Source organism: Streptomyces scopuliridis (genome assembly GCF_042790125.1).
Lineage (GTDB): Bacteria > Actinomycetota > Actinomycetes > Streptomycetales > Streptomycetaceae > Streptomyces > Streptomyces scopuliridis_A.
This window is the reverse complement of record NZ_JBHTZS010000026.1, coordinates 39,569-59,853: the sequence shown is the minus strand read 5'-3', so window position 1 is coordinate 59,853 and position 20,285 is coordinate 39,569. Positions and strand designations below refer to the sequence as shown.

The following is a 20,285-nucleotide window of genomic DNA, read 5'->3' as shown; positions in this document are numbered from 1 at the left end:
GCCATTTCGGGACCTCTAGCCCTCACCGGTTGTCCGGTCGTGCCGCGCCAGCCAGGCGTCCTCGGCCGCGTAGTCGAAGAGCGTGTCCCGTCCGTAGTTCCGGACCATCTTCGGGAACGCCTCCGTCCAGTCCCGGCCGCGCAACTTCTCGGTGAGCCAGGCGACGGTCCCGGGCAGGGACTCGGCGTAACCCGTGACCGGCCGGTACCCCAAGTCCCGCTCCGCGGCGGCCATGCCGTAGACCACCGGATGCTCCAGGGTCCAGGGGGTGTCGCCGACGCCGTCCTCCGGCGCCCCCTCGATCAGTACCGTCTCGGTCTCGCGGTCCAGCACCTCGTCGATCGCCGCGCCGATCTCCGCGACGGTCGGGGCCTGCGGATCACCGGCGTTGAGCACGCGGGAGCCGGGGCGCGCCGCCGCCAGCCTGATCAGCTCGGCGAGATTGGCGACATGGACGGGATGGAAGCGGCTCCGCCCGCCGTACGCCAGTACGCGCCGCCGCCGGCCGTCCAGCAGCCGTTTGACGAAGTACAGCTCACGCGGGGTGCGGCAGTACGGGCCATGGATCGCGCCCGCGCGCAGCAGTGTCACCGGCAGTGCCTCGCCCGCCGCCAGCAACTCCCGCTCCAGCAGCACCTTTCGCGTGCTGTACGTCGCCTCGCCGGGTGCCACGGTCCGCTGTGTCTCGGGGATGGGCACCGGGTAGCGCGGGCCGCCGCCGGGTTCGTTCTGGGTGTCGAAGCCCCGGCCCTGATCGTCCTCGTACACCGCGCCGCTGGAGATGACGACCGCCGAGCCGATCCGGCCGGCGAGCGCGGTGAGCTGACGGGCGTGTGTCCGCCCGAACGCGGCCATGTCCACGACGACATCGCAGCCGTCGCCGATCACGGCGGCCAGCGCCGCGTCGTCCTCGCGGTCCAGCCGCACCGTCCGTACGTCCTCGGGCCAGTGCTCGTCCCGGCCGCCGCCGCGCGAGGCCGCGCGCACCTCCCAGCCGTCCTCGGCGAGCGCCCGCACGGCGACCCGCCCCGTCTGTCCTGTCGCACCGATCACCACTACGTTTCCCCTGGTCATGAGGGGGACGCTAGAGGTGCGGGAGCCCCCGGGCCCAGGGGAGTTCGCCGGTGGCGAATCTGCTCTCAGCGACGCGGCCGCGGGAACTTCCGGGCCGGCTCGGCCTTCGCCTGCTCCGCCTTCACCTCGGCCGCGTAACGGTCGACGTACTCCTGCCCGGAGAGCCCGAGGATCGCGTACATGATCTCGTCGGTGACCGCGCGGACCGCCGCCTTCTCGTTCTCCAGACCCGCGAAGCGCGAGAACTCCATCGGCTCACCGAACCGGATCGTCACCCGCTTGATCCGCGGCACGACCTGGCCCGGCGGCTGGATCTCGAAGGTGCCGACCATGGCACACGGAACGACCGGCACCTGCGCCCTGATCGCCATCACGGCCACCCCGACCTTGCCTTTGTAGAGCCGGCCGTCGTGCGAGCGGGTGCCCTCCGGATAGATCCCCAGCAACTCGTCCTTCGCCAGCACCCCGAGCCCTTCCCGGATCGCCGCCCGCCCCGCCTCCTTCCCCGACCGGTCCACCGGGATCTGCCCGGCACCGCGGAAGAAGAACGCCGTCAGCCGCCCTTTCAGCCCCGGGCCGGTGAAGTACTCGGCCTTCGCGAGGAAGGTGATGCGCCGCTTGAGGATGGCCGGCATCAGGAAGTGATCGGAGAACGACAGATGGTTGCCGGCGATGATCGCGGCACCATCGGCGGGAATGTGCTCAAGGCCCTCGATCCGGGGCCGGAACAGCAGCCGCAGCAGCGGACCCAGCAGCACATATTTGAGGACGTAATAGAACACGGAGAGCGCTCCTCACTGGCCCGGCCGGCCACAGAACGGCGTTGTCCCAGGTCAACAGGGTGCCCGGCGGTGGCAAGTGTATGTGCGGGTGTCGTCGGTTGTGACCGTCCCCGGGTAGGTCAATGCTCGCGCCCTCACGCCGCGGGACCGCCCGCGCCCCGCACCTGGACCGTGCGCGCGAGTGGGTCTCCCGGCTCCACCCGGAACTGCGCCGCCAGCTCCCGGCCGGAGCCGGCCAGCACCCACTGCCGGTTCACCACCCGGCCGTCGACGGCGAACTCGTTCCTCAGGACGGGCAGTTCGGTCATCCGCGCGAACCACTCCGCCGCCCGCTCGGCGAGGAACTCCGGCGACCCGTCATCCTCGATCAGCGTTTCCAGGGTCCGCTCAAGGGTGTACAGCTGATCGTGGAATTCCCCGCCGACGAGACGCGAACCGGTGAAGAACGCGCCCACGGTCAGCACATGCTGCTCGGGCTCGGTCGTGGGATCGGACAGATCCAGGGTGACCAGAAGTTCCGTACGGTTCTCGAAGACCGCGAACGTCGCATAGGTGTCGTCGGGCTCGCAGCGCCATCCGCCGGACTCCGCCCGCTCCCGCAGCGTGGCGAGAAACCGCAGACCGTCCTCGGTGGGCTCCAGCTCCGGATCGGCGTCGAACCAGCCGCCGGACGTGTCGTACTCGCTCATCACGTTTCTCTGCCTCGCAGGGCCCGGGAAAAGGCCCGAATCGTTGTGACCGGACGAAGGGCCTGGCCCCCGTGGTCACAGTGCACCGCGGGGGCCAGGATATCGGGGGTGAGTTACCGGAGACTCAGGGGTGAGTCACCAGAGACTGTTGAGGAAATCACCCGCCTTTCTGCCGGCATAGCTCCCGGCGATACCGCCGGCGATACCGCCGGCGATACCGCCGACCACGCCTCCGACGACTCCACCGGCGGCTGTTCCGGCGCCGGGGATGATGGATCCGATTGCCGCGCCGGCCGCTGCGCCGACCTTGGCACCCGCCCAGGCGCCGGCCAGGCCGCCGGCCAGGGTGGAGCCGGCCGACACGGCCGCCTCGCCCTTCTGGCCGTCCGGCGCGGACCAGACCTCGTAGGCGGCGACGCCGACGCCGAGTCCGAGCAGGCCGCGGCCGCCCCACTTGGCCGCCGTGCTCAGCTTGCTCGCGAAACTGGAGCCGCTGGAGGCCGCGCCCGCGGAGGACGTCCGCGCCTCGGCCGCCGCGGCGGCCTGCGTCGACCGGACCGCCACCAGCTCGGTGCTCGCCCGGCTCGGGATGGCCAGCTCACCGGGCGAGGTGTGGATCGCCCGGCCGCTGTCGAACCGGCCGCCCGGCTTCCACTTGGCATCCGCCGGGTACTGGCTGCGCGCCGAGTCGTTCTGGCAGTTCTCGCAGACGCCGATGATGGGCTGCTTGGACGGCCGCTGGTAGGAGATGGCGTTGCCGAACCGCACCTGGTCCATCGGCAGACCGAGCTTCCGCGCGCAGTCCCGCTCGGCACAGCCGAACGGGTTCGACGACATGCCCGCCGCGTAGCGGCCGGTCGCCGGGTCGTAGGCGCCCACGTACGTGCGGCCCTTGACCTTCGTCGTCCGGATGTAGTGGTCGCGGATGGTGTTCATCATCTCGTCGACCAGGTCGGTGACCGTGCCCGCGCTGTCGACGGCGAACGACGGCCGGCCGTTGGAGCTCAGCCAGCTGTGGCCGTCCAGCTCCACGTTCGACAGCGGGTTGCCGCCGGCGAACGCGTACCGGTTGCCGGTGACCGGGTCGGACGCCAGCCGCATGTCGGACAGGGCCCCGTTGTACATGTCACGGGAGAGGAACCGGTTCATCCCCGTGGAGTAGGTCCGGAAACCCATGTTGTAGTTGCCGGAGGCGGTGTCGACCCGGGCGCTGTTGAACCGGTACGCGTTGTACGGCTCGGCGCCCGCGCCGCCGCCCGCGCCCGGCTTGTCGGCGCCGGACATCTGGGTGTCGTCCTGGGCGCCGTACGCGGTGTAGCCGTACGTCGCCTTGGTGTTGCCACGGTCGTCGGTGAGCGCCGCGACGTCCGAGTGCGGGTTGTAGGTGTAGTAGGTGTAGTCCTTGGTGCCGCCCGTGCCGTGCACGATCTGGCTGAGCCGCTCGCCCATCGGCGAGTACTGGTAGGACTTCTTCAGGATGCCGTCGACGGTCTCGCTGACGACCGCGCCGCCCATGGCGAGGTAGTCGAAGACGGTGGTCTTCGCGGACCCCGTCCCGGCGCCCTTGACCTCGGAGACCGTACGGCCGAACGCGTCGTACGTGAAGTCGGTCCTGGTGAGGCCGGTCCCGTTGTTGTTCTGCTGTGACTTGATCCGGTCGTAGCCGTCGTAGGTGAACTTCTCCAGCACCTCGCCGGCGCCGGTCACCGTGTCCATCCGGCCGAACGGGTCGTAGTTGTACTTGATCGTGCCCGAGGGAGTGCTGCTGGACAGCAGCCGGTCCCGCGAGTACGTGTTGGTGATCGGAGAGCCGCCCACGTTCTGCGACGTGATGTTGCCGTTGTCGTCGTAGGCGTAGTCCTGCGGCGAGGAGCCGTCCGAGTTGCGCACCGAGGCGATCTGGTCGCGCGGGGTGTACACGTTCGTACTGGTCCGCGACAGGTACGCGGCGTGGTTGTCGGCGTTCTGCGTGGTCGAGACGTCCTGCGTCCGGTTGCCGTTCGGGTCGTACCTCAGGGAGTGCTCGGCCACCAGGGTGCCGCCCGACGTCCGCTCGGACGACTTCTTCAGCGAGCTGTCCAGGTAGTACTCGAACGTCGCCACGTTGCCGTTGCCCTTGGTCTGCGTGGCGAACTGCCCGGCAGGGGTACGGGTGTAGGACGTTGTCTTCGGGGAGGGGTCGGTCGCGGACTCCTTGTTCACGACCTTCGACAACAGACCGCGCACGTCGTAGTCGAACGTGGCGCTCCGCGCGTCGTGGGTCTGGCTGACGATGTTGGAGTCGGCGTCGTAGCCGAATCCGGTGGTGCGCTTGACGTTGCCGGCCGCCTTCTCCTGGAGCTGGGTCAGCCGGTCCCGCGCGTCGTAGGTGAACGCGTAGGCGTCGTAGCGGGCGCCGGGCGAACCGTCGGTGAGGTCCGTGATGTTGCCGTTCGCGTCGTAGCTGTAGCCGAAGGACTGCGGTGGCAGCTGGGTGTCGGCGGCGTTGTCGCGGACCAGCTTCACGGCGTCGGCGACGACCGTGCCGCCGGCGTTCTGCGCCAGCGAGACGCGCTGCGGCGTGTCGCCGCCGGCCTTGAACGCGTAGCTGCCCAGGGAGACCCAGGCGCCCGCGTTCTTGGTCTGGTCGACCGGCTTGGTCGCCGAGCCGCCGTCGTGCTCCACCTTGTAGGAGGCGGTGGTCGCCGCTCCGGTGACGGCCGGGTACTTCACGTACACCTGGTACGTGCCGTCCTCGGGGATCGTCGTCTCCCAGGTGAACGCGTCCGTGCCCGCGCCGGCGGCGTGAGTGGCGTAGTCGTGTCCGGTGAGCCCCGTGCCGGACGAGGACGAGGCCCACGTGCCGGTCTTCGAGACGTTCTGCGTGTCGGAGTTGTCGACCAGGACGACCTGGAGGCCGACGGGGACGCCGGTGTCGGAGCGGGTCCGCAGCTTGCCGTCGGGGAAGTAGCCCCAGTTCATCGTCCGGGACGACGAACCGCCCGCGCTGGTGAGCGTGCGCCGGGTCTGCTGGCCCAGAGTGTTGTACTCGTAGCTGGCGACGATGTCCCACGGGTCCGTGGACGACTTCACCCAGCCGTTGTCGAAGTAGCTGTAGGTGGTGTCGTTCCGGGTCGTCTCGCCCTTGGAGGGCGGGGCGCTCACCTTGGTCAGCCGGCTGACGGCGTCGTAGGTGTAGTCGGTCTGGACGGGCTTGTTGTAGATCGGGTCGTTCGCGTCGTACGGCGAGAGACGCGCCTTGACCCTCCCCAGCTCGTCGTAGACGGTCTTGGCGGTGAACGCGTCGGCCCGCCCGGAGGAGACGCCGCGCGGGGTGATCACCGCGGTCTGCCGGCCCACCACGTCGTACTCGTACTTCGTGGTGTTGTACGTGATCGTGCCGCCGGGGTTGTCGTGCGGCGCGCGCACCTGGGTGACCTGGCCACGCTCGTCGTACGTGGACTGGACGGTGTTGCCGTTCTCGTCCGTCGCGGACAGTGTGAGGCCGTCCTTGTCGTAGGTCGTCGACCGGGTGTAGCCGGCCGGGTCCTTCGTCGAGACGGGACGGTGGTCCAGGTCGTACGTGTATGAGGCGCTGTAGTCGTCGGCGGCCGCGGTGTTGTTCTTCAGCGGGTCGACGACGGTGCTGACGTTGCCGACGTCGTCGTACGAGGCGGTGGTCCGGTTCCCGAACGCGTCGGTGATCGTGACCGGTCGGTTGAGCTCGTCGTACGTGTACGTCGTGGTGTGCGCGCCCGCGGCCGCTCCGGCCAGGTTGCCCTTGGGCAGCGTCACCGACAGCTGGTTGCCCACCGCGTCGTACGTGTACGTCGTGGTGCGCGCCGGCCCGGTGGGGGTGTCCTTCGGGTCGCTGAACGAGGTCACCTGGTCACCGGCGTCGTACTCGGCCGTGTGGACCGCGCCGTTGGGCGACGTGGACGTGGTGATGTTGTCGTTGGCGTCGTACACCGGCGCCGGGTTGTCGATGTACACCCCGGCGGCCTGGTCCTTCGGCGTCCGGCCGTCCGTCGGGCGGCCGTAGACGTCGTAGTTCTGGGTGACGGTGTGACCGAGCTCGTCGGTCGACGAGGTCACCTCGCCGCGCGGGCCGTAGGCCACCGTCGACGTCTTGTCGAGGGCGTCCTTGGTCGTGCGCGGGTAGCCGGCCGGCCCGTAGTCCGAGTACGTCGTGGTGGTGTTCGCGGCGTCCTTCGCCGTGAGCATCTGGCCGTACTCGTCGTACGTGTACGTCGTGGTGTAGTCGCCGGCCGTGGGCGTCGCGACGCCCTTCGGGTCGGTGACCGCGGTCAGGTTGCCGAAGGTGTCGTAGCCGAACTGCCAGGCGCGGCCCTCCGGGGAGGTCTTGCGGAACAGGTCGGCCGAGTAGCCGTCCACCCGCGTCTGGTACTCGTACTTCTGCGCGTTGGCCGGGTAGACGCCGGGCGCGCAGTCCGAGGACGGCGGGACGCCGGCCTTGTTCTGCTCCGCGGTGCGCTGCCAGAGCGGGTAGCCCGTCTTCTGGTCGTAGCAGTACGCGGCCTTGGCGCCGTTGTTCTCCTCGATGTACGTGACGTTGTTGTCCGCGTCCCAGCTCATCTTGGTGGTCTGGGACTTGGTGTTGGTCGTCTGGACCGGGCGGCCGAAGTCGTCCGTGACGAACGAGGTCGCCTGGGTCCGGGCGTCCGTCACCCGGGTGTCGACGAACTTCGGGTTCGCCGCGTTCTGCGCGTACACGAAGCTCAGGTCACCGCCGGTACGGTCGGTGACCTTCTTGCTCCACCAGTGGTACTTCGGGTCGTCACCGGCGGACGGGGTGTTGTACGTCAGGTTCGTCGGGTTGCCGCGCGGGTCGGTGACGCTCACGAGCTTGACGTTCTTGTTGCCCTGCGTCGCGTCGTACTCGAAGCGGAACACCTTCGGCTGGGTCGAGCCCGCGCCGTCGGTGAGCTTCGTCAGCAGACCCTTGTCCGAGTACTCGAAGGTCAGTTCGCGGCCCGAGACGTCGGTCACCGACTTGACGTGGTCGGCGATCTTCGGGCCGACGCCGTCGGCCTTCGTGAAGTACGTGACCGTCAGCGACTGCCGGTCCGCCGGGTCGGTGATGTACGTGAGGAACTTGGTCGGCTTGTTGTTGGACTTCCGCTCCTCGTACGTGTACGTCTGCGTGTTCCCGTTGTTGTCCACAATCGACGTCATGTAGCCGTCGCAGCCGAACAGGAACCGCGTGCCGTCCGGCCGCATCAGCGTCCAGGCGTCCGGGATCGGGTCCTTCTCCGGCGTGCAGTCCAGGCCGGGCTTGGCCGTGAGCTTGTAGTGGACGCCCGCCGGGGCCTTCCAGGAGCCGTCGGGCTGCTTGCGGAACACGTGGGTGGTGCCGTCGCCGTCCGGGAGACGGATCTCCGTCGGGTTCGGCTTCGGATGGAAGTCCAGCGGCGCGCCGAGCCGGACGGGACCGGCGAGCTGGCCGGACCAGCCGTGACCGAGCACGGTGTCCGAGGTGTCCTGGCTGTTGTACGCGAACCGGGCGAAGGTGCCCAGGCCGCGGCCCGGATTCGCGAACGCGTCGTACGACCACACGGTGTTTCCGGACGACAGGTTGTTCATCACCGAGGACGCGGAGCCGGTGTTGGCGCCGGCGTAGGCGTAGAACTTCTCCATGCCGAGGCTGTTGGAGGTCGGGTCCTCGACGGCCACGTTCTGCTTCAGGCCGGGGATGCCGGTGGTGCCCGAGGCCCAGGTGCCGGTCGTCTTGTTGTAGACGTCCCAGGTCAGGACGTAGTCGGTGCGCTTGTTGCCGTTGTCCGAGTTGATCGGCGTCTTCACCTGCGCCTGCAGGCTGACGCTGTCACCGGGGGCGACGTTCGACGGCAGGGCCGTCTGCGCCTGGTTGCCGCCGTTGGTGACATCGGTGCCGTCCGGGAGGGTCCACTTGTAGCTGAGGACCTGGTCGGCCGCGTTCCATGTCGCCGCGGTGGTGTTGGTGAGGGTGAAGTCGACCGTGTAGTCGGAGTTTGGGGTCATGCGCGCGGGGGTCTGCGGCGCGTAGTACGTCGACTCCGTGGTCGAGTCGATGTACGTGACCACGATGCGCGGGTGGAGCCGCGGCTCCGCGCCCTCCGAGGACAGGAACAGGGTGCGCTCCTGCGAGGCGGCCTCGTCGGCCATCTTGAGGACCACGCCCTGCTGGGAGGCCGGGGTGGTCACCCAGGACTGGGCGAGCGACGTGACGGGCCAGTCGTGACGCGCCGGGTCGTTGGTCTTCGCGCCCGTGTCGGCCGAGACGGCGCCGAAGTCGCCGCCCGCGGTCGTCCAGTTGGTGGTGGCGTCGGCCTTGACCCAGGTGGCGGTGGCCTCGTCGAAGTCACGTGTCAGCGGGCGCAGTTGGTACACCGCGCCGGCGGCGTCCGTGGCGGTCTGCGTGGACCACAGGCGCACCTTGGCGTCCAGGACCCGGGCCGTGGCGGGGATGCCGAGGGCCGGGAACTTCAGCAGGGCGCGGGTGTCGCCGTAGGTGGCGGAGTTGTTGCCGACGCTCAGCCAGTTCTTCGGACCGCCGTCGTCGATCGTGTCGTGCGTGGACGTGGTCCGGGCCGAGGACAGCGTGGTGTCCTGCGTGGCCGCGAGCACCTTCGTCGTCCGGCCGGCCTTGGGAAGGCGGACGAGCTGCGTGGGTGCCGGGACGACCAGCCCGTCCTTCGTCTTGACCGCGACCATGTAGTAGTACGCGCGGCCGTACGGGTCCGGGTCGTCGCCCTTGGTCGGCGTCGCGGAGGTGTCCGTGTAGGACGTCGCCGTGGATGCGACCGGGGAGACGAGCGTCGCCGCGGACGGGGTGAAGGTCTGGCTGACGGAGCGGTGGACCTGGTACTCGGCGAGGTCGTCGCCGGGCGCGGTGGACGGATCGGTGTAGGCAGACCAGTTCAGCTCCGCGCCGGTGTCGTGGATCGTGGTCGGGGCGGCGAGGTCGACGCCCTGACGGCCGTAGGTCAGCACCAGGCGCGGGTAGTTGGCGGTCTCGCCGCCGTACCCGAACTCGCTGCCCTCGTACCGCGGACCGCCCTTGGGACCGTTCGCGGTCTCGTCACCGGCCTTGATCACGAAACCGTTGTTCGTGTACGTCCCGTCGATCCACTGCTGGACCGTCTTGGTCACCGGGAAGGTGTGCCAGGTGTTCAGCTCACCGGGCTGCTTGGTGACGACACCGCCCTTGGTGAACCGCATCGCATCCGCGAGCACCGCGGTGGTCGTCGAGGCCGGGCCGTCACCCAGGACGACCTTGCCGAGCGTTCCCGCCTTGAACGGATGGTTGCCCAGCGTCTTCCACACACCGGCGGTACCGGCCTGCTGGTTCACCGTGTAGTTCTTGGTGCCGCCGTCGTACGTGACGGTGTACGGGGCGTTTGTCGCACGGTCGGAGGCCGGCACGTAATGCGTCTCGACCTGGTACGTACCGTCCTCGGGAAGGCTCGGCTGCCAGGTGTAGGTGTCACCCGCGACCGAGTCCTTGTTGTACATGTACGTCTGGTTCACCGCGTACTGCGTGTACGTGGTGTTCCCCGACGCGGGCCATGCGCCGACCGCGGCCGTACGCCCCGCCTCGCCGTTGTCCACCACGACCGAAGTACCGGACAGCTCACCGGTGAGGGCGTTCGCGCTGTTCCACGTCGCCTGGTCCTCGGTCCACGCCTGGGTGGCGCGGTGGGCCTCCAGCTGCACCTCGGTGTCGCCGGTCGTGTGTGTCTGGTCGTACCAGAGCTTCAGATCGGCCGAGTCCAGCTTCGTCCCGGCGGGGACGCCGGTGATCGGGAAGCGGAGCAGGGCGCGGGACGTGCCGGTGGTCGTGTTGCCGACCGACAGACGCCAGTTGTCCTTGTAGTTCGTCGTCGGACCGTCCGACGAGATCATCACGTCCTGCGCCGTCGTGGGCGTCGGAGCGATCGAGATCGTCGGATCGATCGTCACCGGATACTGCCGCTCAGGCGCGGCCAGCCACTTCGCGTCCGGGGTGACGGTGAGCTTCCAGCCCTTGGCGGCCCGGGTGAGCTTCTGCGTCACGGCCGAGCTGTAGCCCATCCCGTACGCCGACGCGGCGTTCTTCTTCGCGTCCGTCATGAACGGCGCGGGGATCACGAGCAGCGGATCCGCGCCCTCGTCGAAGAACGCGATCGAGCCGTCCTTGTTCGCCTTCGGCGTCAGACCGCCCGCGTCCAGGGAGAACGTGAACGACACCCGACCGGACGGCTTGGCGCCGAGAACGATGTTCTCCTTCACCCGGCCCGGACCCACCTGATAGGTGAGGTCCGCTCCGGCCGCCGCGTCCTTGTACGTGACCGTGTCGCCCTTGGCGACCGGCGACAGCTTTCCCGCCCCCTGCAGGCCCAGGGTCACCACATGGCCCTCGGCCTCGAACCGCAGCAGCCGGTTCGCGTCGGCACCGAACCAACTGCGCGCCGAGTTCGTCGTGTTGGCGAACGGGAAGCCTGCGGCCTCGCTCGGCCTGACCGTCGGGTCGATATCCTTCCAGGACTTCCCCGAACGGTACCCCGTCGGCACCGCCGACACCTCGGCCTGCACCCGGCCGTCGGACAGCTTCCAGTACCGGGCGTTCGCCGTGCGCCGGGAGGTCAGCTCCCCGACGCGCTTCGCCCTCGGGGCCGCCTTGCCCTTCGGCAGCTTCTCCCGGCTCGGGCGCACCGAGGCGTCGCCGACGGGAGGCTTCTCCAGGGCTCGGGTTTCGTCGTCGTCCGAGAACCAGCGCTTGACGGTGTCGACAATCCCCTTGTCGTCATCACTCTTTGCCACTGAAGGCGGTGCCGCGTACGCGACTTGTGGCAGCAGAGTTCCTGCCACAGCCGCTAGCACCAGACAGGAGATATATCTCCCGTACGGAACTTTCACTTCGATGCCTTTCCGCATCGGCACCCAATTCGCCGCACGCGAAATGGGCACGCCGAATGAGCCCGCGCGGAGGGTTCCGGCCGGCTTGACTCAATGCGCCACGACCGAAATCACAAGGTCACGGGCGTGGCGGTGTGGTTTCTAGTCACTTGCCCGGCCTCCCGTCAACGCCCGAGACATAGCGGACAGTTGGCCTCCGAAAGGAGTGCCGATACGCCCGTTTCCTCCGCGCGCTCGCGCCCGGCGGACCGCGTCGTGTATAACCGCCCGGTTCCGCATCGAGTCAACTCACCGAAAGCCGGGGTCCCTTGTGTCGTCCACGGAATCCGCCGCATCCACCTCATCCACCGAATCGGCCCAGTCGGCTGAACCCTCGGACCTGATCGAGGTCGCCGAGCCGGAGAACGCCAAGAAGGGCCGCCGCATGGGCCGGGGCGGTCTTGCCGTCGCGGCCGCCGTGCTGCTCGTGTGCGGCGGGCTCGTCGCCTACGGAATCGTGAGCATCGGCTCCCCTGACAAGCCCACGGACACGTCGGCGGCGGCGCCCGCCGCCGATGTGACGTACGAGGTACTCGGCGAGGGCACCGTCGAGATCTCGTATCGCGGGGCCGGCGAGGCCGAGCAGGCGGAGACCGTCAGTAACGCACAGTTGCCATGGAAGAAGACGGTGCGCGTACCACTCGGCGCCTCGCCGATCGTCAACGTCACCCTCGGCGAGCAGGGCGGCCAGGCGAGCTGCACCCTCGCCGTCCGCGGCAGGCACGTTCAGCGCGCCACCGCGTCGGGCGCCTTCGGACGCAGCACATGCAGCGCGGAGCTTCCCGCAGCCGAAGCACCCGAAGCACCCGGCGCACCCGAAGAGCCCGGAGCGGCCGAAACAGCCCGGTGACGCGCGGCGGCCTCTCCGTTTCGGCGCCGGGCCCCGGCCGGGATGCGGCCGTAGGGTCCGTTTGGTTTGATCGATAGTGGGGCCCGCCGGTGGTGGGGCCCGCTCGCCGTGCCTACGGAGGCCGCATGGGAATGTCGGATACGTACAGGCTGGTCTTCGCGTACCCGGACGCGCCCGCGAGGGTCCCGGAAGACGAGGATGTCGTGACGGTGCACCGTACGGACCGGCTGGGGCCGGGCGGACACGCGCTGTACGCGGACGAGACCGGCATCGTCCTGGCGGAGATCAGCGACCAGGACGAGGTACGGATGGTCGCCAGCGGCGGACACCAGGATCTCAAGGCGTCGGTCCGGGCACACCCGGTCTGAGCCGCGGGCTTGCCGGTGAGGCAGGAGCTTCGGGGCAGGAGCTGAAGAGGAGGTGCGGCCGCCATGGTGATGCGGTGGGACGCGTTCCTGGCCGTGGTCCAGGAGCGTGGTGAGTACCCCGCGCCGCAGGAAGCCGAACGGGCGGTCCGTGTCGTGCTGGCTCTTCTCGGCGCCCATGTGGTCGGGGCCGAGAGGGCCGAACTGGCCGCCAGGCTGCCGGAATCCTGCGCCCTGGTGCTCCTCGACCCGCTCCCGGCCGCCGAGCCGCTCACCCCGGAGCGCTTCCTCCGGGCCACCGCCGCGTGGATCGAGGGAGCGACCGAGGCGACCGCGAAGTGGGACGTGGGAGCCGTGCTGAGCGTCGTGGCCGACGCCGCCGGCGAGGAACTGATGCGCCGGGTCCTCCTCCAGCTCCCGCCGGGGTACGACCTCCTCTTCGGTCACCCCCAGGCGACCTGAGCGCAGACCTGAGCGCAGACCTGGGCGCACCGGCCCCGGCGGTCCACCGGCTCAGGATGCCGAAACGCGTGGATGCCGTTTCACTGGTGAAGCGGCTTGATCGATCGATGGATCGAACGATTCGCCGGACAGAGGCGGGCCCCGTGCCCCCTGTCCGGGTTGGTGGCTCTCCCGTCGTATGACATCCCGGGATTCGGACCTCACCCCCGCAGTCCCGCCGTGCGCCGCGATGAAGGAAAGACGTCATGAGACTGCTCGACTCCGCGCGTGGACTGCCGTCAGGAGGGGCGGACCGGCGCCTGCACTCCGTCTTCGAGGCCGCCTGTGACCGTACCCCGTCGGCCACGGCACTCGAGTGTGCGCACCACGCACTGACCTACGCCGAACTCGACGCGCGCGCCAACCAGCTCGCGCACTTCCTCCGGGGGCTCGGGATAGGCCGGGGGGCCCGGGTCGCGATCCTCATACCTCGGTCGGTGGAGGTGTATGTGTCGCTGCTCGGGGTGGGGAAGGCCGGTGCGGTGTTCGTGCCGGTCGATCCGGCGTCCCCTCCGGACCGGCTCGCCTTCATCACGGAGGACGCCGCCGTGGATCTGGTGCTGACCACCTCCGCTCTCGCGCCGGCCGTGGACGGCCTCGCCTGCCGGGTGGTCGAGCTGGACTCGTACGGCCGCGAACTCGCCGGCCTGCCCACCACCCGGTCGCTCCCGCCCGAGTACGGCTCCGGGCCTGGCCCCGGCCCCGGGCCCGGCCCCGAGGACGGGCACCCCGCCGCGTACATCATGTACACCTCCGGGTCGAGCGGCAGACCCAAGGGGGTGAAGGTCGCCCAGTCGAGCATCTGCAACTTCCTCGATGTCGTGCCCAAGGTCTACGACGTGCGGCCGGACGACCGGGTGTACCAGGGCATGACGATCTCCTTCGACTTCTCCATCGAGGAGATCTGGCCGACCTGGTCGGTCGGCGCCACGCTCGTCGCGGGCCCGGACGGCGCCGGTCATCTCGGCGCGGAACTGGGCGAGTTCCTGCACAGCCGGCGGATCACGATGCTCTACTGCGTGCCGACGCTGCTGGAGACGATCCCGGCGGAGCTGCCGTACATCCGCAGCATCGTCGTCGGCGGGGAGGCCTGCCCCGGACAGCTCGTCGAGCGCTGGAGCACGCCGGGGCGGCGCATGCTCAACACGTACGGCCCGACCGAGGCCACCGTCACCGCGACCTGGGCGGAAATGACGCCGGGCAGGGCGGTGACGATCGGAAAGCCGCTACCGACCTACTCGGTGGTGCTGCTCGACGACCAACTCCGGCCCGTGGCCGACGGCGAGACCGGTGAGATCTGTATCGGCGGCCCCGGGGTCGCCGACGGCTACGTGGGGCGGCCGGAGCTGACGGCCGACCGGTTCATCGAGCACCCACTGGCCCCCCGGGGCAGCCGGCTCTACCGCACCGGGGACCTCGGCCGGATGACCCGGGACGGGGAGGTCGAGTTCCTGGGCCGCGCCGACGACGAGGTGAAGATCCGGGGATACCGGGTGGATCTCGGCGAGATCGACAGCGTCCTGCTGGAGGACCCCGGCGTGGCCGAGGCGGTCACCGCCCTGACGGCTCCTCCGGACTCCGCAGGCGCCGGGGGAGGCGGAGAACTCTGCGCCTACGTGGTGCGCGCCCCCGGCCGCGAGGAGGAGGAAGACACCCTGATCACCCGGGTACACGAAAGTCTGCGGCGCAGACTCCCCGCGTACATGGTGCCGTCCTTCCTGGACATCCTCCCCGGTCTGCCCGCCATGGCCAGCGGCAAGGTGGACCGTAAGCGGCTGCCCGCCCCGACCGGCCGGCGGCTGGTGGGCGGCGGGCGGCTGGTGGCGGCCGAGGGTGAGCTGGAGACGCGGGTACGGGACGCCTGGGCCGAGGTCCTCGGGATCGCGCCCGAGGCGCTGTCGGCGGAGGCGGACTTCTTCACCGACCTCGGCGGGCACTCACTGCTGGCGGCCCGGGTCGTGTCCGTGATGCGCGGCCGGGACATCGGCGCGAACACCGCGCTGCGCGACCTCTACGCGTATCCGACCGTGCGCGGCCTCGCGGCCCGGCTGAGCGCGGCGGAGAAGACCACGCGACTGTCCGCGCCACCCCGCCCCGCACCGATCCGTCACACCAACGGCCGTATCGCGGGCGCGGGGGCGGCCCAGGCGGGTGTGATCTACCTGCTGCTGTTCGTGCTCAGCCTGCCGGTCGCGTACGTGTACAGCCGGCACGGCGGCCGGATCTCGCTCCAGGCGTCGGTGCAGACGACCATCGGTGTGTATCTCAGCTATCTGGTCGTGCGCTGGCTCGTACCGGTCGCGCTCGCACGGCCGCTGTCGGCGGGTATCCGGCCGGGCCGCTACCCGCTGTGGGGCCCGGTCTACGTACGGCTCTGGGCGGTGAATCTGCTGATGAGCTTCGGCCCGCTGCCGGTGCTGAGCGGTTCGCCCATGATGGCGGCCTATCTGCGGCTGCTCGGCGCGCGCATCGGACCTCGTACCACCATCGCCACCAGCACGATCACGTTCCCCGCGATGCTGCGCGTCGGCGGGGACACCTCGATCGGCTACGGCGTCTCGGTGAGTCCGTGGCGGGTGGCGGACGGCTGGGTGACGGTCGCCCCGGTCGAGATCGGGCCACACGCCTTCGTGGGAGCCAACGCGGTCCTCGAACCCGGCTCACGCATGGGAGCGGGGGCCGGCCTCGGCGAACAGTCCGTCATCGGCCAGGACGAGGCGATTCCGGCCGGCGCGCGCGTGGCAGGATCGCCGCCGCGCCCGGTGGACGCGCTCGCCCCCGGCGTCGAGGCCATGATGCGCGCCCACCGTCGTACGGACGGATGGCGCCCGCGCCAACTCGCCGCCGCGCTCGGCGGACTGGTGCTGCTGGAGGCCGCGGCGGTGGCGATGACCGTGCCGGGGATCGCGCTGTTCTGGTGGGCGACGCTGACCTGGGGCCTGGCGGCCGGCATCGTTGCCACCGCGCTGTCCGGTCCGGTGTTCGTGGTCACGGTCTGCTGTGTGGTCGCCGTGGGCAAGCGGCTGATCCTGCCGAGGGTGCCGGTCGGTATCCACCCGGTGCGCTCCTCGCTCGGCGTGCGCAAGTGGGTGTCGGACAAGCTGTTGGAGATCAGCCTCACCTTCACCAACTCGCTGTACGCCACTCTCTACACCGTGCCCTGGCTCAGGCTGCTCGGCGCGCGGATCGGCCGGGGCTCCGAGGTGTCCACCGTCTCGCACATCGACCCGGACCTGCTCACTCTCCGAGACGGCAGCTTCGTCGCGGACCTGGCCAACGTCGGTGGCGCCACCTTCGCGGCCGGGCAGGTCGCGTTCGGCCCCACCGAGGTCGGGGAGCGCGCGTTCATCGGCAACTCCGCGCTCCTGCTCGCCGGAACGCGCACCGGACCGGGGTCGCTCGTCGGAGTGGGTACGGTCCCGCCGCAGGGTGACGTACCCGACGGGAGCACCTGGCTGGGCTCGCCCGCGATCCGGCTGCCCGTGCGCCAGAGCAGCGGATCGTTCCCCGAGGAACTGACGTTCCGGCCGACCCGCAAGGCCGTGCTCCAGCGCCTGGGCATCGAGTTCCTCCGCATCACGATGCCCGCGTCGGTGCTGGCCATGAGCGCCTATCTGTACCTGCTGGCGCTGTCCTGGCTGACCCGCCGCCCCGGCCTGCTGGTGCCCGTGCTCCTGGCGCCGGTCCTCGTGATGATCGCGAGCCTGCTGGTGATCTCGTCCTGCGCGGCGCTCAAGCGGGTGGTGATCGGGGTCTACCGGCCCCGGGTCGAACCACTGTGGAGTCTGTTCGTACGCCGCACCGAGTTCGTCACCGGCCTCTTCGAGGCGGCGGCGGTACCGGCCGGGGTGGGCTTCCTGATCGGAACGCCGTATCTGCCGGTGATCCTGCGGCGGTTCGGCGCGCGTATCGGACGAGGCACCTGGATCGGCACCACGTTCCTCACGGAGTTCGACCTCGTGGACATCGGGGACAACGCCGCGGTCGGTCTGCGCGTCTCCCTGCAAACGCATCTGTTCGAAGACCGCGTCATGAAGATGTCGCTGGTCACGGTCGAGGACGGGGCGAGCGTCGGCACCCGGGCGGTCGTGCTCTACGACTCCGTCGTCGGCGAGGACGTGCAGCTCGGCGCGCTGTCGCTGCTGATGAAGGGCGAGCACCTCACACCGGGCACGAGCTGGCGCGGTATCCCCGCCGAAGGCGTCGCCGAGCGGCGCCCCGTCGCGGAGAGCGGCGCCCTGGCTCGCGAAGCCCCGGCTCCGGGTATCCGGGCTTTCGACATCCCGGCCTTCGACGCCTGGACGAGAGGCTCATGACAGCCGCGGGACCGGACCTGGCCCTCGTCTACCGGGGGCCCGCCGCCAGACCCGGCTGCCCGGAGGCCGTGGCCGGGCTGCTCGCCGCCGGTCCCTGGGGTCTGGACGTCCGCTACACCGGTCCGCACGAGGAACTGCCGCTGTCGGGCGAGTCGTTGGCCCGCGCGCGGGTGTACGCGCAGCCGGGCGGCGGGACGTTGTCGTACGGCTACCGGCAGCTGGCGGGACAGCGCGGCGCCGTCCGCGCGTTTGTCCGGGGCGGCGGGTGCTATCTGGGCTTCTGCCTCGGCGGCTATCTGGCCGGGGCCACGCCGGGGTTCGGTCTGCTGCCGGGCGACACCGACCAGTACATCTCCTCGGCCGGATCGACCGTCCACGACGAGAACGACACACTGGTCGAGGTGCGCTGGCGCGGCCGGCCACGCACCGTCTTCTTCCAGGACGGGCCCCTCTTCCTCCTCGACCGCGGCGCGGACGCCACGGTCCTGGCCACCTACCCCAATGGCACGGTCGCCGCGCTCGTCACACCGTTCGGCGCGGGCCGCGTCGGGGTCGTGGGACCGCACCCCGAGGCCACCGGGGACTGGTACACCGATGTCCACCTCCCGGTGCACCAGACGCGTGACCTCGCTCTCGACCTGGTGAACGAGGTGATGGCGGGGCGATGACGGGAGCGGGGACCGGCCGGCACCGGTGACACGGCGACCTCCGTTGGTCCAGACCTATTGACGGTAGGTCTGGACCACTCTACGGTTCCCCCAACTACCCGCCGTACGTTCCCAGTCCGCCGCACCGACGCGATCGCGGCCGGGCATGGTCGGAAGGGAGCACAGCATGATCCGCCGAATATCGCGCGTGCTGGGGGTCGGCCTCGCCATGGCCTTCGTCATGCAGACACTGGTCGCCGCGGCGGCCCCCGGCGTCGCTCCGGCCGCCGACACCTGCGCGGTCAAGTCGAAACCCACCGGCAAGGTGCTCCAGGGCTACTGGGAGAACTGGGACGGCGCGGCCAACGGCGTACACCCGCCGCTCGGCTGGATTCCGATCACGGATGCCCGTATCCGCGACCACGGTTACAACGTGATCAACGCGGCGTTCCCGGTCATCCGCTCCGACGGCACCGTCCTGTGGGAGGACGGAATGGACGCCACGGTGAAGGTCGCGACCCCGGCCGAGATGTGCCAGGCCAAGGCCTCCGGTCTCACGACCCTGATGTCCATCGGCGGCGCGGCGGCCGGGATCGACCTCAGCTCCAGCGCCGTCGCCGACCGGTTCATCGCGACGGTGGTGCCGATCCTGAAGAAGTACAACTTCGACGGCATCGACATCGACATCGAGACCGGACTCGTGGGCAGCGGCAGCATCACCACACTGTCGGCCTCGCAGGCCAATCTCATCCGCATCATCGACGGCGTACTGGCCCAGATGCCCTCGAACTTCGGCCTGACGATGGCGCCCGAGACGGCCTATGTCACCGGGGGCAGTGTGGCGTACGGCTCGATCTGGGGCGCGTATCTGCCCATCGTGAAGAAGTACGCCGACAACGGCCGGCTCTGGTGGCTCAACATGCAGTACTACAACGGCAGCATGTACGGATGCTCCGGCGACTCGTACTCCGCCGGCACGGTCCAGGGGTTCACCGCGCAGACGGACTGCCTGAACAGGGGACTGGTCGTCCAGGGCACCACGATCAAGGTCCCCTATGACAAGCAGGTGCCGGGACTGCCGGCGCAACCGGGCGCCGGCGGCGGCTACATGGCGCCGAACCTGGTGTCGCAGGCCTGGAACACCTACGGCAACGGGCTGAAGGGCCTGATGACCTGGTCGCTCAACTGGGACGGGTCGAAGGGCTGGACATTCGGGGACAACGTCAAGGCGCTCCAGGGCCGTTGAGGCCGGACGGCCGGGGGCCGGGCCCGGTCAGTGGTGCGGTGGGCGTGGCCGGCGGTGCCGCCGGTACGCCCACACGGCCAGCGCGATCAGGACCACCCCGGCGATCACGGCCCCGGTGATCTGTCCCACCTGTGACTCGATCCTGGTGAACGCGGCCCCGGCGAAGTAGCCGACCGCCGTACAGCTCACGCCCCAGCACAGCCCGCCCACCGCGTTGAACAGCAGGAACCGCCGGTACGGCATGTCGGAGAGCCCCGCCAGCGCCGGCATCAGCGCGCGGAGGAACGCGATGAACCGGGCGACGAACACCGCCGAGGCGCCACGCACCCGGATCATCTCGCGCGCCCGCTCCACCTGGTGCTCTCGCCTGCGCAGGCTCCGGGTCGCCAGGATCCGGTCGCCGAAGTGGTGGCTCACCGCGTAGCCGGTGCTGTCGCCGAGGATCGCGGCGACCACCACGACCACCGTCAGCCACCACACCGACACCTCGCCCTGACTGGCCAGCAGCCCGCCCAGGACGGCGGCGGTCTCGCCGGGCAGCACAAGGCCGAAGAAGAAGGCGTCCTCGCAGAACACGAGCGCGCCGACCACGGCGTAGATCACGGGGCCGGAGAGGCTGCCGAGCCAGTTGGTGATCGTATTCATCCGGCGCGTCCCTCCGTTCCACAGACGCCGGTGCGATACCGGTCTCATAGGCGATGATGACAGCGTGTGCACGGTCACGGGCGCCGATCCTCGTCAGCACCCGGCTGAACATGGGTCTCAATGGCCGATTCCGACAGCACCAGCGGCTCGACACGCCTGCCCCGGGCCCCGGACCCTGGGCCCAGGGCCGTCGGCACGGCCCCTCGGCTGCGCCGAGTGGGAGGCGGCGGACCGCCACAGGTCACACGTTCGAG

Annotated in this window: 11 protein-coding genes; 6 read left to right on the top strand and 5 right to left on the bottom strand. The window is 69.9% G+C overall.

Annotated features, from left to right (window positions below):
- Positions 1-15 precede the first annotated feature (15 nt).
- The 4 genes from ACFRKB_RS29945 to ACFRKB_RS29930 form a co-directional block, all read right to left on the bottom strand.
- A complete protein-coding gene (locus ACFRKB_RS29945; RefSeq protein WP_383109777.1) occupies positions 16-1,053 on the bottom strand; it encodes an NAD-dependent epimerase/dehydratase family protein in 1,038 nt (345 codons plus the stop codon).
- An 86-nt stretch (positions 1,054-1,139) separates the two neighbouring features.
- A complete protein-coding gene (locus tag ACFRKB_RS29940) occupies positions 1,140-1,856 on the bottom strand; it encodes a lysophospholipid acyltransferase family protein (RefSeq protein WP_383109700.1) in 717 nt (238 codons plus the stop codon).
- 134 nt (positions 1,857-1,990) lie between these two features.
- Positions 1,991-2,545 carry a hypothetical protein gene (locus ACFRKB_RS29935; protein ID WP_383109699.1) on the bottom strand — a complete coding sequence of 185 codons (555 nt, stop codon included), beginning with the start codon at positions 2,543-2,545 and terminating at the stop codon, positions 1,991-1,993.
- A gap of 135 nt (positions 2,546-2,680) precedes the next feature.
- Positions 2,681-11,440 (bottom strand): golvesin C-terminal-like domain-containing protein, encoded by an 8,760-nt coding sequence (locus ACFRKB_RS29930; protein ID WP_463291766.1) that lies wholly within the window; start codon positions 11,438-11,440, stop codon positions 2,681-2,683.
- A gap of 292 nt (positions 11,441-11,732) precedes the next feature.
- Here ACFRKB_RS29930 and ACFRKB_RS29925 point away from each other — a divergent pair, with 292 nt between their 5' ends.
- The 6 genes from ACFRKB_RS29925 (at position 11,733) to ACFRKB_RS29900 (ending at position 19,386) form a co-directional block, all read left to right on the top strand.
- Complete coding sequence (locus tag ACFRKB_RS29925; RefSeq protein ID WP_383109697.1) at positions 11,733-12,311, top strand: MmpS family transport accessory protein; 579 nt, start codon at positions 11,733-11,735, stop codon at positions 12,309-12,311.
- Between the two features lie 125 nt (positions 12,312-12,436).
- Complete coding sequence (locus ACFRKB_RS29920) at positions 12,437-12,679, top strand: DUF6296 family protein (RefSeq protein ID WP_383109696.1); 243 nt, start codon at positions 12,437-12,439, stop codon at positions 12,677-12,679.
- Between the two features lie 63 nt (positions 12,680-12,742).
- Positions 12,743-13,138 (top strand): DUF2267 domain-containing protein, encoded by a 396-nt coding sequence (locus ACFRKB_RS29915; protein ID WP_383109695.1) that lies wholly within the window; start codon positions 12,743-12,745, stop codon positions 13,136-13,138.
- Between the two features lie 245 nt (positions 13,139-13,383).
- Complete coding sequence (locus tag ACFRKB_RS29910) at positions 13,384-17,493, top strand: Pls/PosA family non-ribosomal peptide synthetase (RefSeq protein WP_383109693.1); 4,110 nt, start codon at positions 13,384-13,386, stop codon at positions 17,491-17,493.
- On the top strand, positions 17,490-18,161 hold the full coding sequence (locus tag ACFRKB_RS29905) for a hypothetical protein (RefSeq protein WP_383109692.1): 672 nt from the start codon (positions 17,490-17,492) through the stop codon (positions 18,159-18,161). Before ACFRKB_RS29910 ends, ACFRKB_RS29905 begins: the two co-directional genes overlap by 4 nt.
- Positions 18,162-18,327: 166 nt before the next feature.
- On the top strand, positions 18,328-19,386 hold the full coding sequence (locus ACFRKB_RS29900) for a chitinase (RefSeq protein ID WP_383109691.1): 1,059 nt from the start codon (positions 18,328-18,330) through the stop codon (positions 19,384-19,386).
- Positions 19,387-19,413: 27 nt separating this feature from the next.
- Here the strand turns inward: ACFRKB_RS29900 and ACFRKB_RS29895 are convergent, their stop codons facing one another.
- Complete coding sequence (locus ACFRKB_RS29895) at positions 19,414-20,031, bottom strand: DedA family protein (RefSeq protein ID WP_383109690.1); 618 nt, start codon at positions 20,029-20,031, stop codon at positions 19,414-19,416.
- Positions 20,032-20,285 lie beyond the last annotated feature (254 nt).

Excerpts from the sequence above, each read along its gene's own strand:
- ACFRKB_RS29935 (WP_383109699.1), bottom strand. The coding sequence starts at position 2,545 with ATGAGCGAGTACGACACGTCCGGCGGCTGGTTCGACGCCGATCCGGAG.
- ACFRKB_RS29920 (WP_383109696.1), top strand. The coding sequence starts at position 12,437 with ATGGGAATGTCGGATACGTACAGGCTGGTCTTCGCGTACCCGGACGCG.
- ACFRKB_RS29895 (WP_383109690.1), bottom strand. The coding sequence starts at position 20,031 with ATGAATACGATCACCAACTGGCTCGGCAGCCTCTCCGGCCCCGTGATC.
- ACFRKB_RS29910 (WP_383109693.1), top strand. The coding sequence starts at position 13,384 with ATGAGACTGCTCGACTCCGCGCGTGGACTGCCGTCAGGAGGGGCGGAC.
- ACFRKB_RS29905 (WP_383109692.1), top strand. The coding sequence starts at position 17,490 with ATGACAGCCGCGGGACCGGACCTGGCCCTCGTCTACCGGGGGCCCGCC.
- ACFRKB_RS29900 (WP_383109691.1), top strand. The coding sequence starts at position 18,328 with ATGATCCGCCGAATATCGCGCGTGCTGGGGGTCGGCCTCGCCATGGCC.
- ACFRKB_RS29915 (WP_383109695.1), top strand. The coding sequence starts at position 12,743 with ATGGTGATGCGGTGGGACGCGTTCCTGGCCGTGGTCCAGGAGCGTGGT.
- ACFRKB_RS29930 (WP_463291766.1), bottom strand. The coding sequence starts at position 11,440 with ATGCGGAAAGGCATCGAAGTGAAAGTTCCGTACGGGAGATATATCTCC.